Annotated in this window: 15 protein-coding genes; 3 read left to right on the top strand and 12 right to left on the bottom strand. The window is 38.6% G+C overall.

Features of this window, described 5'->3' with window-relative positions; translation table 11 throughout:
- Positions 1-144: 144 nt before the first annotated feature.
- From ACTWPF_RS13960 to ACTWPF_RS14010, 11 genes are all read right to left on the bottom strand, one after another.
- Entirely contained in the window at positions 145-348 is a 204-nt protein-coding gene (locus ACTWPF_RS13960) for a hypothetical protein (protein WP_443149485.1), read from the bottom strand.
- Between the two features lie 26 nt (positions 349-374).
- Entirely contained in the window at positions 375-986 is a 612-nt protein-coding gene (locus ACTWPF_RS13965) for a 3'-5' exonuclease (RefSeq protein ID WP_443149486.1), read from the bottom strand.
- A 14-nt stretch (positions 987-1000) separates the two neighbouring features.
- A complete protein-coding gene (locus ACTWPF_RS13970; RefSeq protein ID WP_443149487.1) occupies positions 1001-1711 on the bottom strand; it encodes a CBS domain-containing protein in 711 nt (236 codons plus the stop codon).
- A gap of 223 nt (positions 1712-1934) precedes the next feature.
- Positions 1935-2222 (bottom strand): TIGR04104 family putative zinc finger protein, encoded by a 288-nt coding sequence (locus tag ACTWPF_RS13975; RefSeq protein WP_443149488.1) that lies wholly within the window; start codon positions 2220-2222, stop codon positions 1935-1937.
- A 29-nt stretch (positions 2223-2251) separates the two neighbouring features.
- The gene (locus ACTWPF_RS13980) at positions 2252-2911 is read right to left on the bottom strand and encodes an HAD family hydrolase (RefSeq protein WP_443149489.1); all 660 of its coding nucleotides are present in this window, start codon (positions 2909-2911) and stop codon (positions 2252-2254) included.
- Between the two features lie 162 nt (positions 2912-3073).
- Positions 3074-3610, bottom strand: coding sequence for a helicase (locus ACTWPF_RS13985; RefSeq protein WP_443149490.1), 537 nt, complete (start codon positions 3608-3610; stop codon positions 3074-3076).
- Positions 3611-3658: 48 nt separating this feature from the next.
- On the bottom strand, positions 3659-4198 hold the full coding sequence (locus ACTWPF_RS13990) for an AAA family ATPase (protein WP_443149491.1): 540 nt from the start codon (positions 4196-4198) through the stop codon (positions 3659-3661).
- Positions 4199-4267: 69 nt separating this feature from the next.
- Positions 4268-4681 (bottom strand): hypothetical protein, encoded by a 414-nt coding sequence (locus tag ACTWPF_RS13995; RefSeq protein WP_443149492.1) that lies wholly within the window; start codon positions 4679-4681, stop codon positions 4268-4270.
- A 475-nt stretch (positions 4682-5156) separates the two neighbouring features.
- Positions 5157-6074 (bottom strand): aldo/keto reductase, encoded by a 918-nt coding sequence (locus ACTWPF_RS14000; protein WP_443149493.1) that lies wholly within the window; start codon positions 6072-6074, stop codon positions 5157-5159.
- Positions 6075-6206: 132 nt separating this feature from the next.
- A complete protein-coding gene (locus tag ACTWPF_RS14005) occupies positions 6207-7274 on the bottom strand; it encodes a YkvI family membrane protein (RefSeq protein ID WP_379554150.1) in 1068 nt (355 codons plus the stop codon).
- A 210-nt stretch (positions 7275-7484) separates the two neighbouring features.
- On the bottom strand, positions 7485-8924 hold the full coding sequence (locus ACTWPF_RS14010) for a carbon starvation CstA family protein (RefSeq protein WP_443149494.1): 1440 nt from the start codon (positions 8922-8924) through the stop codon (positions 7485-7487).
- 303 nt (positions 8925-9227) lie between these two features.
- Between ACTWPF_RS14010 and ACTWPF_RS14015 the strand changes: the two genes are divergently transcribed.
- Positions 9228-10373 (top strand): pyridoxal-phosphate-dependent aminotransferase family protein, encoded by a 1146-nt coding sequence (locus tag ACTWPF_RS14015; protein WP_238018731.1) that lies wholly within the window; start codon positions 9228-9230, stop codon positions 10371-10373.
- Positions 10374-10393: 20 nt separating this feature from the next.
- Complete coding sequence (gene serA / locus ACTWPF_RS14020) at positions 10394-11980, top strand: phosphoglycerate dehydrogenase (RefSeq protein ID WP_443149495.1); 1587 nt, start codon at positions 10394-10396, stop codon at positions 11978-11980.
- Positions 11981-12241: 261 nt separating this feature from the next.
- Here serA and ACTWPF_RS14025 read toward each other — a convergent pair whose 3' ends face one another.
- On the bottom strand, positions 12242-13042 hold the full coding sequence (locus tag ACTWPF_RS14025) for an HAD family hydrolase (RefSeq protein ID WP_443149496.1): 801 nt from the start codon (positions 13040-13042) through the stop codon (positions 12242-12244).
- Between the two features lie 145 nt (positions 13043-13187).
- Here ACTWPF_RS14025 and ACTWPF_RS14030 point away from each other — a divergent pair, with 145 nt between their 5' ends.
- Positions 13188-14279, top strand: coding sequence for a branched-chain amino acid aminotransferase (locus tag ACTWPF_RS14030; protein ID WP_443149497.1), 1092 nt, complete (start codon positions 13188-13190; stop codon positions 14277-14279).
- Positions 14280-14385 lie beyond the last annotated feature (106 nt).

Raw genomic sequence — 14385 nt, forward strand, 5'->3', positions numbered from 1 at the left:
TCTTTCTATTAGTTTAATTCAAACTAATCCAGAAAGCAAGCTTAGGTATATTCTCACGGGCGTTGAGAGTTTTATTTAGACAAATAAAAACTCCCTCTAGCTGAATGGGAGTAGAGGGAGAAAAGACTACATTGAAATATTATGTTATGGCTTCTCATATTTTCTAATTAAAATATATGCCAGAATGTATATCAGCATCATAACAATCCAAGCTAAAATACTTACATTTCCCTGTGAAAAGAGGGGATAATCGTTGTTTAGATAAATAAAAATATGAATTAGAATCGAGATTGGACTAATAATGATACCTAAAAGCAATAGTTTTTTCATTAGCTCTGAAGGCTTCATTATTAGGGCCCCTTTGTAGTTTTCGGCTAAAAATAAATGCGTTTACTACGCTGAGTGCGTTTTGCTTTAGGTGGATAATATCCACGCTCATAAATTCTGCCTTTGCTCATTTGGCAGCTTTCCAAAAACGAATCTACAGTATCTGTTCCATATTCCCTTAATGCTTGCATGAATATCTTCGCTGCAACTCGTGCATCTTCTAACGCATGGTGGTGCTCAAATGTGATGGAATGATGAGCAGCAACCGTGTTTAGTTTATGATTCATTAGATCAGGCCAGACCTTCCTGGAGATATTTGCCGTACACAAGTAGTCCATCTCCGGATACGTTAATTTAAAGTAATCGAGCGTCTGTCTAATTACACTCATATCAAAACTAGCGTTATGCGCCAGCACGATATTGTTTGATAGATACTTATCTAAAACAGGCCATATTTCCGGAAAAGTCGGCGCATCTTCTACGTCTCTTTCGGTAATACCGTGAACTCGCACATTGAATGGACTAAAAGCAGTAATTGGATTTATTAAGCTATAGTACTCTTCCAGGATTTCTTTTTCATTTGCTACTACAATCCCAACTGCGCATGGGCTGTGGCGCTTTTCATTAGCCGTTTCAAAATCAATGGATACGAATTTCATTTCGCTTCCCCTCCTTACTTTTCCTCTTCCTGTGCGTGGACGATATCCCAAGGTGTGATGATACCAAGGAGTTTTTCTTCGGAATCCCCACTTTTTGTAATGAGTAATGCTTCCAATCGACTTCCTTCTCCAATGTTACCTCTAAAATATTCCGACGCATCATTTTGCGTGGTGTCCTGGCTAATAAACTGATAGTTATCAACCGTTTGATACGTTAACACATCACGAAGTCTTGTTTCTTTTATAGTCGAATGACTGATCTCAAGGTTTTCTGCAAGCCATCGTGTAATCCCCTTTTGAGTTAGAAGGCCCTTAAAGGCTCTTTCGTTGTATATGGGGAATTTCGATATGCCTTTCTCACGAATGATAGTCAGCAGTTTTTCAAGTGGGTCATTCTCCTGGAAGGTATGTACAGCGCGTGAATAAGCTGGCATTACTTTCAGAGGCTCTGACAATGCTTTTTCTATTAACTCTATTCTTTCAACAACGGAATCATGTGGCTCTGCGATTGCATGGGTCATATCGACCTTGTTATGTACAATAGCATTTCGCAGTTCCGCATACTCCAGTAAGTCCTCGCTATATCTTCTAATGATAGTATTTGAATTACTAAGGATACGCACTGATCGTGAAAAACTCATATCCTTACGATAAACCATTAATGCTTTTATCTCTTTCTCTACTCGATTAAACGTTGCCAAAAATTTCTCTGAATTCTTATACACAACATCGCTCCTATGGAATACGTATACTATCCATTTTAGACGAAAATCGCTAAAGTTAAAAGGAGACGTCTTTTATTTCACATTGAGAAAGTAAAAATTTCAACTAGAGAGTATAGTCGACGCAGTGAAATTTTGAGGTATCAAGTTTTAGAAAAACGTACACATTCCATAAAGGGTGAGCGAATGCGAGTTTTTCTACGTATATATTTATTAGTACAATTTATTAGTACTCTCTATAAGTAACAAGAAAAGGAGCAATGAAAGAACCAGTTAACAAAACAACAAACGCTCCTCCAAATGTCAAAATAATATTATGTAAAGGCGCAAGAAAATAACCAACAAAAAACATTGGCAAAATAGTTAATAGAACAAAAGTTAATCTACCAGAGATTTTTATCCTATGTATCGAACCGCATTTTTTACAATGAATAGGTTTATAATTCCACCATAGGGATTTCAAAATTTCACTCCAACTGAATGGTGCATTGCATTTATCACACCTTTGCAGCATAAAAAAATACCCCCCTTATCATATTTTTATTACCCGCTTATATTAGGAAATAGAGTTTGTAGTTCAATTAAATCATCTATCACGAAATCAGCTTGTGAAAGCTCCCCTTCTTGTGCAAAATCAAAATTACATCCAATTGATACTAAGCCATTGTCTTTAGCAGCATTTATATCTGATAGTCGGTCTCCAATGACTGCTCCTTTAGTTATATCGTATTTTTTTATAATACTTTGTACTAAATCCGATTTATTTAACGAATCAATTTGTTGTATACTGAAAGTTTCCGTAACCCAATGATCTAAATTATAATGCTTCACAATTGCTTGTAAATATTCAACCAAACCATTACTTGCTATGTAAATGGAACAATCATTTTCTATCAAATGACGAAATACTTCTTTAACATTAGGATATAGTGAACCATTACCATTTCTTATGTTTTCTACTAATCTTTCTAAAAAATAAGAGTCCACTTCTTCTCTTACCTTTCGGGAATGATCTGGTAACAAGGCTTCCCACACTTTCGGCAAGGGTACGCCCATTATTTCCCGATACTTATCAATAGGAGTATCAGCATTCCACTCACTTTTTGACCTTAAGTAAGCAAAAGTATCATCAAGTGATAACTCTAAAATTTTATCTGTTTGAAAAAGCGTTCCATCCATATCAAAAATTAGTGACTGTGACATTAATTTTTCTCCTCTATATAACTAATAACTTACAAAGTTTAATGAATAAGTATGAAATATGAGTTCCAACATTTGATTAACTAATTAAATGGGTTTGTGAAAAAGAACAGCACTTTGCCTATTTTAAAAATTTCAGCAGCTATTAGTAAAGTAGCCAATCTTTTACCGTTTAATTATGGTTTCTCCAAATATAAATCGGTCTTTTGGATTCCACACATGCAGATCATCTGCAATGTATCCCCGCAACCATAGTTCTCCCTTCATATTTCTTAGATAAAATCCTTTTGGAAATTCATCATCCGCACTAACTATTTCTGAAGCTATTGTAATAGACCCAGAAGGCGCATGCCCTTCTTGAGAATCTCTCCCTTTATCACTTTCTGGCTGATCAAAATATGTCAGCCTTAAATATGGCCCCAGTTCAAGTGGACACAAATTCAGACCAAGTTCGCTCGCTTGTCTGAAGATCTGTGGCATCGTTGCACCATTAGAAAAGCCGAGATCCTTAACGCTTAATTCAACGGTCTTTAGACTGTACTCTGTTTCTGAAGTAGTAAATCTTTCATCTCGTAGTAATGTCTCCCCAAACTTATTTATTAAAACAGAGTGTTGTTGCAACCTATGCGTAAGTTGAGATTTCGTTAACCCGCCGACCACTACTGTTCTAGTAATAGCATCACAATCAGGGTATATCTGCATTGTGGTCACTCCTCCTACCATTATAAATAAGCGTACAAATCTTCAATTCTATTGGATAGTTTTACTTCGCAAATTATTCACATACTTCTCTGCTAATTTTGCTTTATTAATAATGACCATTTTATCTTTAAGTATGCCGTACTTATTGAAAAAGTTAACTTTTCCTTTCTTCTCAAAGTCCCGGTTCCATTTAAACATTTTTATAAATATTTCCCGTGTTGGTTTGTAATTCGACTCCTCTATTCGAAGCTTTTGTTTAAAGAATCTCTTTCCTATTCTATAAACTCTGATGGAATACTTTGTATCTAAGAAAACAATTAAATCTGCACGATGAAAGCAAGGGCTTGCCCAATCTGCAGTGTGTACTCCTTCTGTTATCCAGCTTTCTGACTGAATGATACTGTTCAAGCATGCCTCTCTTTCTTGATCCGTTCTTCTTAAATCTCCAGACTTATTCCTTATCCAAACTACATTATCTAACTCGTAATAGGGGATACCTAGCTTTGAAGATATTTCTCTTGCTAATGTTGTTTTACCACTTCCAACCGAGCCGACAATATGTATTCTTTTTGGTATTGTCTTGTTCACAACGACCACCCAAACCATTTAATTTTCTATATTAATTCTATTTACGATTTTTATAATAGCAAAGCAGTATTACCCTTCAATTAAAGCTTGATACACGAGTAACTCATTATTATATTCTACTAATACCAATCCTGGGGCATCACCTTTTTGGTACCCTTCTTCATCACCTGAATAGATTTTAGTCCCCACAGGAAGTTGGGAGGCGTAAAAGTTTTGATACAACCAAGTTTTTGTAGTCCTTTTTTTGACTTCTCCAATCATTTCTCCTTTTGTGTATTCCTTGGCTTCAATCCACTCCCTATCTGAAGCATTAGAATATACCAGGTTGTCTAGTTGAAAAATATCAGCATTGGGGTTATTACTTAAGACCTCTTTGGCGGTGGGATTATCTGCATGATAGCCAGACGGAAACTTATCAGTAAGAGCCATATAACTAAATGCAACAAATAGCAAAATACCAATAAATACCACAAGTCTTTTCATAATGACCTCCTAACTAAACCCACTATCTAGACTAAGAGTCTTTTGTGCGCAAACATAAGTAACCATCTCAAAGAAATAGGAGTCAAACATGCTTACATAGAATCCTTGATACTACCAGGCAACTTCATCAAAGTAATACCCGACATTTCGCCTATGACGGGCAAAATGCCGAAGCTACACTTTCAAAATGATCGTCATCACACTTATGACGCACAAAACAGTGAAGCTACACTCGCAAAACGTCCGTCATTCCGCTTATGATGTGCAAAAGAACGAAGATCCTCCCTCAAAACGCTCATCACACCTACGTTGGCGAGCAAAATGCCGAAGCTACACTTGCAAAGTGCCCATCACATCCAAATAACGTTCTATACGTCATCAAAACTCTCTCCAGATGATGATTAGCTAATTTCCAAACCGGAAATTAGCTAACCTATCCTCTTTTAATTAGGGAGCAAAACTATATTAGAAACTGTTATGGCAGTTCATTTCCAGCTGCACGATAAATTTCATACCACTCTTCCCTACTCAGAACAAGTTCAGATGCATCTGCTATAGTAGACAGTCGCTCCGTATTCATTGTGCCAACCACTGTTTGAATCTTTGCTGGATGTCGTAGGATCCAGGCAACTGCTATAGTCGTTTTCGTTACATTATATTTTTCAGCAATGTTCCCCAATACGCTGTTTAGTTCTGGAAATTTATCATTATCGATAAATACTCCTTCAAAGAACCCATATTGAAATGGCGACCATGCTTGAATCGTCATATTGTTTAACCTACTATAGTCTAGTACACTACCATCCCGGTCAACGCCATTAGGATGCTTCGTATTCACCTGTAAACCAGCATCAATCATGCCTGTATGCATCACGCTGAATTGTAACTGATTTACGATTAAGTCCTGCTCTACATATTTTTTTAAGAGCTCAATTTGCATTGGATTGTGATTACTTACACCAAAATTCCGTACCTTCCCGCTTTTTTCCAGTGATGAAAATGCCTCCGCAACTTCTTCTGGTTCCATTAATGCGTCCGGACGATGAAGTAACAATACATCAAGATAGTCTGTCTGAAGTCGCTGTAAAATACTATCTACTGACGAAAGAATATGGGATGTTGAAAAATCGAAGAATCCATTTCTAATACCGCATTTTGATTGCAAGATCATTTTTTCACGAGTAGACGGATTCATGTCAACTGCCTTCGCAAAGATCTCTTCTGAGGCTCCCCCACCGTATATGTCTGCATGGTCATAGAAATTTATACCCAGATCCATAGCATGATGTACAACATTCTTTGCTTTATCATCCGTAAGTCCACTTAATCTCATACATCCTAGCGAAATGTTTGATACCTCTAGCTCACTTGTCCCTAATTGCATTCTTTTCAACTAAATCCCTCCTCAACTTAGTTCCATTCTAGCATCTTGCTCGAACGATGAATAGAAAATTGACTAAAAATTCTTTATACAAAAAAGATGAATCGCTTAGATTAACGATTCATCTTTTTACTTATGTGTTTTTTAACTCTCTGACCGAGACAGACCTCTTCTCTTCCAGCTTATCCAAGAAACGATAATCGCAATTACGAGAGCGAATCCGAGATAGCCTGTGAACGGGTAAAGCGTATTTACAAGTTTGGTAAACCCGACAAAGCTTGAGGCAAATGCAAGAAGACTAATAATAACAACAATCTTTTTAAATGATGGCTTGTCCGGCTTAACAAATCTAGTTGTAAAGGTATACAACATGCCGACGGCCGTATTAAAAATCATTCCTAGTAATGCAATGGACATCAACACGCCAACAATTGGCGAGATTTCCGTTGCAAGCAAAAGTGTTGGCATATCTACTGTTAATACTCGATCTATGTTGAAAAACAATCCAATATTAATGATGAATAGTAAGATACCGAGCCCTACTCCGCCCAAAAGTCCACCTCTTGATATGCTCCCTACTTCCTTTTCGGAGGAGCCCATCACAATAAGCATGGAAAAAGCCAGCACGATATTAAAGGAAACATATAATGCTGCACTAACAAACCAGTTAGACGCAGCTGCCGTTTGTGAATCAGCAATGGCGCTCATTTGGTGTATGCTTAAGTCACTATTGAATAGTGAAAAGCCAACAATTACAAACATCAATAAAAATAAATAAGGTGTTATTAAGCTGATAACTGAAATAATCTTTTTAACATTTAAGCATAATGTGGCAATTACTAGTAATGTTAGTATGAAATTGCCCAAACTAGCAGAAATGCCAAACTGCTGCTCAAAAATCGATCCGCTTCCAGCAATCATAATAACCGCTACGCCAAATAAGAAAAAGGTTAAGATGATATCCACAAAAAACCCTATGTATTTGCCGCATATTTTATAAATGACGACCTTATGGGAGGTTGTTTGCATGTGCTGTCCTAGTTGGAGTACATGCATCCCCAAAAATGCAAATAGAATTGTTGAAATAACTGTTCCAGCAAGTCCATACCAACCGAAAGCAGTGAAAAACTGTAATACTTCTTGCCCTGAAGCAAATCCGGCACCCACAATCACGCCGATATAAGCTCCAGCTATTTGTAAGGTTTTTTTCATATGTTGCCCTTCCCTTTCTAAGCTGTTCCACCCTTTTTATGTTTCCAATAACAAGCTAATTTTATCACTCTAGCCAAGTTTTAGAAAATTTTACGAAACATTAATTTAAAAAATCTCCTTTACGTAACAAAAACCATGGACCTAATAAGATCCACGGTTTTTATATTCGATATCAACAACCAAATCTGTTTAGATTTTTTCCTCACAACCTTAGCTAGCATAAGCTGTACGCATGTCTTTCCTTGTCTTTTGCTTCAAAAGTTTCCTAATAAACCAGATAAGGACAACTGTCCATATAGCTCCCCCAATAATCATAGAAACAACGTAATCCATTTGGAATCCTTCCGGGGCGTAGAAAATATATGTGCTGACAACCCCTGTCATAAATAGTGCAGGAACACTACAAATCCAATGGAACTTATCATTTTTCAGCAAGTACATAGCTCCAGTCCAAAGCATAAACGTTGCCACGACCTGATTTGACCAGCCAACATAGCGCCATAGGAAACTATAATCAATGGTTGATAGTAAAAATGCTGGAATAGCGACAGGAATAACAAGTAAGGCCACCGTTTTCTTTCCTGTCATTTCTTTCTTAGTAATTTGATTTATTAATTCGCCCAGCATCATTCTGGAAGAGCGAAGTGCTGTATCTCCAGTTGTGATAGGTAAAATAATTACCCCCAGCACAGCCAGAATCCCTCCAAATGCTCCAAGTGTAGAGATGCTAATTTCATTTACGACTGCTGATGGGCCACCTGCATTCAATGCTTCCTGTAAGCCTGTGGTTCCATTGAAAAAGGCCATTCCTGCTGCAGCCCAGACAAGTGCAATGACACCTTCACTAATCATGGCACCATAGAAAACTTTTCTCCCTTCACTCTCTTTCTTAAGAGTCCTGGCGAGAATTGGACTCTGGGTACTATGAAACCCAGAAATCGCTCCGCATGATATAGTTACCATTAACAGAGGCCAGATTGGCAACTCACCAGGATGCATATTTTGCAAAGTTAGATTCGGAACTGGGTTATCAAAAAAGAAGATACCAATCCCAATCGAGACCGCCATAAAGATTAATATCCCGCCAAAAATAGGATAAATCTTACCAATTATTTTATTTACCGGTAGCACCGTTGCTAATAAGAAATAAGCAAATACAATAACGAGGCATGCCATAAAACTAAGTGGTGTCAACTGTGAAATCAGCTGTGCTGGCGCTGCTGTAAAGGCTGCCGCAACCAAAATCATTAATAAAATAGATAAGACGGTTATAAATGATTTCGCATATTTTCCTAAGTATTTTCCAACTATATTTGGAAACTGTGCACCTCCATGACGTAGTGACAGCATACCTGAAAAGTAATCATGAACTGCTCCTGCAAAAATAGATCCAACTACAATCCAGATAAAGGCAACAGGACCATAAAGCGCTCCAAGAATTGCACCGAAAATAGGACCGGTTCCAGCGATGTTCAGAAGTTGAATAAGGATTGCCTTCCACCAGCTCATTGGCATATAATCCAAGCCGTCCTGTTTGGAATAGGCTGGTGTACGTTGTCTATCGTTGATGCCAAAAATTCGTTCTACCACCTTCCCGTATATGAAATAACCTACTAGTAGTAACAAGATTGATGCTACAAATGTGACCATCACTGAACCTCCTTCAAAAAGAATTTTAAAAATTATTCTATATCCAAATCTTTTAAAAAGCAAGGTGTTTTTAGAAAATTACTTCATTATTTTAATTATTAACGTAAAATGACCTCAATTTACGAACTTACTTTTTTCTTATTAGATCCATCACTTTAAATAAATAAAGTAAAATATTTTTTAAATTGCTTAAATTTATTGACAATCATCATAGTTCTGCTATGCTGAAAAATATTTACGAAAGATATAATAAGAAAACCAACCTATTGTTCGGATTTCAGGATTGCAAGGGAGAGATAGGAAATGCTAGCAGACCAGCAATTTTTAAGGATACCTGGGCCAAGTCCCATTCCACCAAGTGTACAGCTTGCAATGGGGAAACCAATGATCGGCCACCGTGATCAAGAGGCAAAATCGCTAATCAAACAGCTGAAACCCCGCCTTAACCCCATCTTTGGTACAAAAGAAGATGTACTCATTCTTACTGGAAGCGGTACTGCAGCACTAGAAATGGCTGTAGTCAATTCCGTAGAACCCGGTGATGAAGTGTTAGTTCTCGTTTCTGGATCGTTTGGTGATCGCTTCACTAAGATTTGTCAGGCATATGGCATACATGTACACCGCCTTGATACAAAATGGGGAGAAGCAATTAACCCAAAAGATGTTGAAACATACTTACAGGCACATCCTGATTTGAAAGGAGTATTTTCTACCTATTGTGAGACTTCTACAGGTGTTCTCAATCCGGTTAAAGAGATTGCTACAGTGGTACGACATCATTCAGATGCGCTAATTATTGTAGATGGCGTATCCTGCGTTGGTGCTGTACCTGTGGAGATGGATAATTGGGGAATCGACATTTTAGTAACAGGGTCCCAAAAAGCTTTTATGCTTCCAGCCGGATTAGCCTTTGTAGCAGCAAGTGAACGTGCATGGAATCGCATAGAAGAAAATAATACACCTCGCTTTTACCTTGATCTCAAGCGATACCGTGACAGTATAAAAAACGACACGACTCCTTTTACACCAGCACTGTCCCTTTTATTTGGCCTCGAACAGGTTTTGCGGCTATTAGAGACGGAGGGATTAGAAAATGTTTTTGGAAGACATAGGCTAATGATGCAAATGACTCGATCGGCATTTAAGGCCCATCATATTGAGTTGCTCACCACTGATGAGGCAGCATCCCCAACTGTAACAGCAGTGAAGCCGACTGATTTTAAAGCAGAAGAATTTAGAAAGATATTAAACGAAGAATTTAAGGTAAGCATTGCAGGTGGACAGCATCAACTCAAAGGGAAAATATTCCGCATCGGCCATATGGGCTATTGTTCCCCTGCAGATGTCCTGCAAACGATTAGTCTAATCGAAATGGCACTTATTCGAATTGGGAAAACAGTTGAGCTTGGAAGAGGAATAGCAGCAGCTCAAAAAACATATTTAGCCTAGAGAAACCTGGAGGTGCTAACATGGCGTTTAATGTATTAATCTCAGACCCCCTCAGTGAAGAAGGGATACAAGTGCTTAACCAGCAGGATGGTATACACTATGAGCTAGCAACAGACCTGACACCAGAAGCACTTTTGAAGAAAATCAGCAAGGTAGATGCATTATTGGTAAGGAGCCAAACGCAGGTGACCCGCAAGCTGATAGAAGCAGCAGAAAACCTTAAGATTATTGGCCGTGCTGGAGTTGGTGTGGATAACATTGATTTAAATGCAGCAACAGAACGAGGAATCATTGTTGTCAACGCACCGAATGGCAACACAAATTCAGCAGCAGAGCACACGATGGCAATGCTGATGGCTCTTTCGCGAAAAATCCCTCAAGCATACTACTCGCTTAAACACCAGCAATGGGACCGAAAAAAATATGTTGGGGTTGAACTAAAAAACAAAACACTAGGGATTATTGGCTTAGGTAGAATTGGTGCGGAGGTAGCCTATCGGGCAAAGGGCCAGCGTATGAATATAATGGCTTATGATCCTTTTCTAACAAAAGAAAAAGCAGATCACCTCGGAATAGGGTACGGAACCGTACAGGATGTATTAAAAGAAGCTGACTTTATTACCTTGCATACCCCCCTCCTAAAAGAAACAAAGCACTTATTAAACGAGGAGGCATTTGAACAAATGAAGCCAGGGGTTCAAATCATCAATTGTGCACGAGGTGGAATTATTGATGAATCTGCACTTTATGAAGCTATCGTAAGTGGAAAAGTAGCCGGTGCTGCACTTGATGTATTTGAAGAAGAGCCTTTTCATGACAATAAACTATTGGAACTCTCAGAAGTTTTTGCTACCCCACATCTTGGAGCAAGTACTGTAGAAGCACAAGAGAATGTTGCCGTGGATGTTTGCCAGGATGTCATTCGCTTTCTAACAGGGGGTATTGTGCAAAATCCGGTTAACCTGCCATCTGTCCCAAAAGAAGTGCTAAATCAAATAGAACCATATTTCAACCTAGCAGAAAATCTAGGTACCTTTCTCATACATCTAGCACGAGAAGTTATCGAAGAAGTGAATATCTATTATTCTGGTGAATTGGCTGCCGTTGAAACGGCTCCCATTACCCGAAATACCATAAAAGGACTTCTGACGAGACATCTTGGAGAACATGTTAATGACGTTAACGCATTATATTTAGCAGAAAAACGCGGGATTCGAATACATGAAAATAAAACATCGACGACAAAAGGATTTACGAATTTGCTAACCGTAGAAATCGTTACAAAATCTGAAAAGCGCCGGGTTGCCGGTACGCTTTTAAATGGGCTTGGCCCCCGTATTGTGATGGTAGATGACTATAGTGTAGATGTTACACCAAAAGGCCACATCCTGGTTATCCACCATCGTGACATTCCTGGCGTAATCGGAAAGATGGGCTCCTTGCTTGCCCAATATAATATTAATATCGCTACGATGCAGGTTGACCGTGCTGATGTTGGTGGAGATGCAGTCATGATGCTAACAGTCGACAAGCATCTTGAAACAAAAGAGTTGGAAGCATTAAAACAATTAGAAGAAATTTACCAAGCGACAGCTATTGACCTATAAATAGACACTAAAACAGACGCAAAAGATAAATCCGAAAGATTGGCCTTTGAAAAACCGCTTCAGAAATATACTCCGCTTTCCATGGGTGGCTGGTGAGCCTCCGGATGCTCCGCTTCCGGGGTCTCGCCTAGGCCTTCCTCCCATAGGAGTCTCCGTATATTTCTTACGCTTATTCTAGCTATCATCCGTCTTTTGAATAAACCTTTTTTTATGTTCAGACCTCTTCAGATACTTTTGTCCCGTATTCTTCCTTATTTTTTACTAAGCCTCTTTTTTTCCTTCAAGTTGTTTAATTAAAGGAGCTAGTTCCCCTAAATCCGTGATTTCGAATGAGGGTTGTACGTCTGCTGGCTTCTTGCTATGATGATTAATCCAAATAGATTGAATGCCCGCTCTAGATGCACCTAGAATATCTGTTTTTAAATTATCTCCTACCATTACTACTTCTTCTCGACTCACTGACAATAAATCCAATGCATGTTCAAAAATAGCTTGATCTGGTTTCCCTTTTCCAAAAGCACCTGAAACGACAATATGGTCAAAATACCGTTTTAGCTCTGGTGTAAGAGAAAGCTTTGTATGTTGAAGGTCAGGAGAACCATTCGTCAATAACAACAAGGAATAATGAGGATTAAGCTTGTCTAGAACTTCAAAGGTTTGCTCAAACACAAAAGCATTCGCTATACGAGCCTCAGGGAAAGCCTCTGCAAGCTTTGAGCCAAACGCAGTATCTTTCACCCCAAACGCTTCCAACGCTTTTGTCCAAACCTTCTGCTGATAACCTGGTGCCAACTCTCTTAATTTGGCAAACTCTTCCCCTTGATCTTGAAATTGGGCCCATAACCCTTCAAATGGATTAATACCAATCATTTGAGTGAAGGAATATGTATCATAGGTTGCGTATTGCCTTCTTGCAATCTCACGGACTTTTCCCTCAAAATCGTCTGCCTGGATGCCATACTGCTCTTCAGCCAGCTGGCAGGTTGTCTCAAAAGCCACCTTGACACTTTTTTCATCCCAAATCAATGTATCATCCAAATCAAACAGTATCGCTTTTAACACCCAATCACTCCTTTTCTCTCTACATAGACTACTTAAATTATACAACAAAAACATAAGCCAGAAAAAACTGACAATTTAGGGTTGCGTTTATCCTGAATATGGCTTATTATTGAAATTAAAATTTTCACCACAAGGGGATAGTGACATGGAAGAATGGACAGTCGAAGTACATCATAGCAAAACAAAGAAAAATAAGCCGAAAACAGATCAATTAGAGTTTGGAAGACTCTTCACAGATCACATGTTTATCATGGATTATTCAGAACCAGTTGGTTGGCATGATCCACGTATTGTGCCATATGAGCCATTAACAATTGATCCTTCAGCAATGACCTTTCATTATGGGCAATCTGTATTTGAAGGCTTAAAAGCCTACTATACACCAGAGGGAGATATTCAGCTTTTTCGGCCTGACAAGAATTTACAACGGCTAAACCGTTCCAATGACCGTCTCTGCATCCCACCAGTTGATGAAGCATTTGTGTTAGATGCTATAAAGCAACTCGTGTTTCTTGAACGAGAATGGATTCCAACATCAGATGGAACATCTCTTTACATCAGACCATTTATCATTTCAACAGAACCGTTTATCGGGGTAGCTCCCTCTCATCAATACAAACTAATTGTTATTCTTTCACCAGTTGGCGCGTATTACAAAGAAGGCATAAACCCTGTTAAAATCGCTGTGGAAAACCAATATGTGCGCGCTGTTAAAGGAGGCACAGGTGAGGCGAAGACCGGTGGTAATTATGCAGCTAGCCTGAAAGCACAGGAACTTTGTGCACAAAAGGGATTCACACAGGTGCTTTGGCTTGATGGTGTGGAGAAAAAGTATATTGAAGAAGTTGGAAGCATGAATGTATTCTTCAAGGTGAATGGAGAAGTCATTACCCCTGAATTGAACGGAAGTATCCTTGAAGGTGTTACTCGAAATTCTGTAATTCAATTATTGAAACATTGGGATATCCCAGTAATTGAGAAGAAAATTTCTCTTGATGAACTACATGAAGCATATGTGAACGGTACATTAGAGGAAGCCTTTGGCACAGGAACAGCAGCAGTAATCTCACCAATTGGCCAGCTTAGCTGGGATGATAAAGATCTCTTTATAAACGGAGGGAAAACAGGCAAAGTTGCAAAATCACTTTATGAAACGTTAACAGGTATTCAATATGGCCGTGAACACGATCCTTTCGGCTGGGTCGAAAAAGTAAACGAAACAAGTGCAGTAAAATAATAACTTTAAAAGGCTGGTACAGATTAGTTTCTGTATCAGCCTTTTTATTATAGCGCTATTTCGGTTAATGCATAGGTAGCGTCTTTCGTTGATTGCGGCACAAGTT

Source organism: Oceanobacillus sp. M65 (assembly GCF_052246275.1).
In the GTDB taxonomy this organism is placed as follows: domain Bacteria; phylum Bacillota; class Bacilli; order Bacillales; family Amphibacillaceae; genus Oceanobacillus_B; species Oceanobacillus_B jordanicus.

What these genes read in the sequence shown, in the direction of transcription:
- ACTWPF_RS13965 (WP_443149486.1), bottom strand. Translation starts at nt 986, where the DNA reads ATGAAATTCGTATCCATTGATTTTGAAACGGCTAATGAAAAGCGCCAC.
- ACTWPF_RS13960 (WP_443149485.1), bottom strand. Translation starts at nt 348, where the DNA reads ATGAAGCCTTCAGAGCTAATGAAAAAACTATTGCTTTTAGGTATCATT.
- ACTWPF_RS14005 (WP_379554150.1), bottom strand. Translation starts at nt 7,274, where the DNA reads ATGAAAAAAACCTTACAAATAGCTGGAGCTTATATCGGCGTGATTGTG.
- ACTWPF_RS13980 (WP_443149489.1), bottom strand. Translation starts at nt 2,911, where the DNA reads ATGTCACAGTCACTAATTTTTGATATGGATGGAACGCTTTTTCAAACA.
- ACTWPF_RS13985 (WP_443149490.1), bottom strand. Translation starts at nt 3,610, where the DNA reads ATGCAGATATACCCTGATTGTGATGCTATTACTAGAACAGTAGTGGTC.
- ACTWPF_RS13995 (WP_443149492.1), bottom strand. Translation starts at nt 4,681, where the DNA reads ATGAAAAGACTTGTGGTATTTATTGGTATTTTGCTATTTGTTGCATTT.
- ACTWPF_RS13975 (WP_443149488.1), bottom strand. Translation starts at nt 2,222, where the DNA reads ATGCTGCAAAGGTGTGATAAATGCAATGCACCATTCAGTTGGAGTGAA.
- ACTWPF_RS14010 (WP_443149494.1), bottom strand. Translation starts at nt 8,924, where the DNA reads ATGGTCACATTTGTAGCATCAATCTTGTTACTACTAGTAGGTTATTTC.
- serA (WP_443149495.1), top strand. Translation starts at nt 10,394, where the DNA reads ATGGCGTTTAATGTATTAATCTCAGACCCCCTCAGTGAAGAAGGGATA.
- ACTWPF_RS14030 (WP_443149497.1), top strand. Translation starts at nt 13,188, where the DNA reads ATGGAAGAATGGACAGTCGAAGTACATCATAGCAAAACAAAGAAAAAT.
- ACTWPF_RS14015 (WP_238018731.1), top strand. Translation starts at nt 9,228, where the DNA reads ATGCTAGCAGACCAGCAATTTTTAAGGATACCTGGGCCAAGTCCCATT.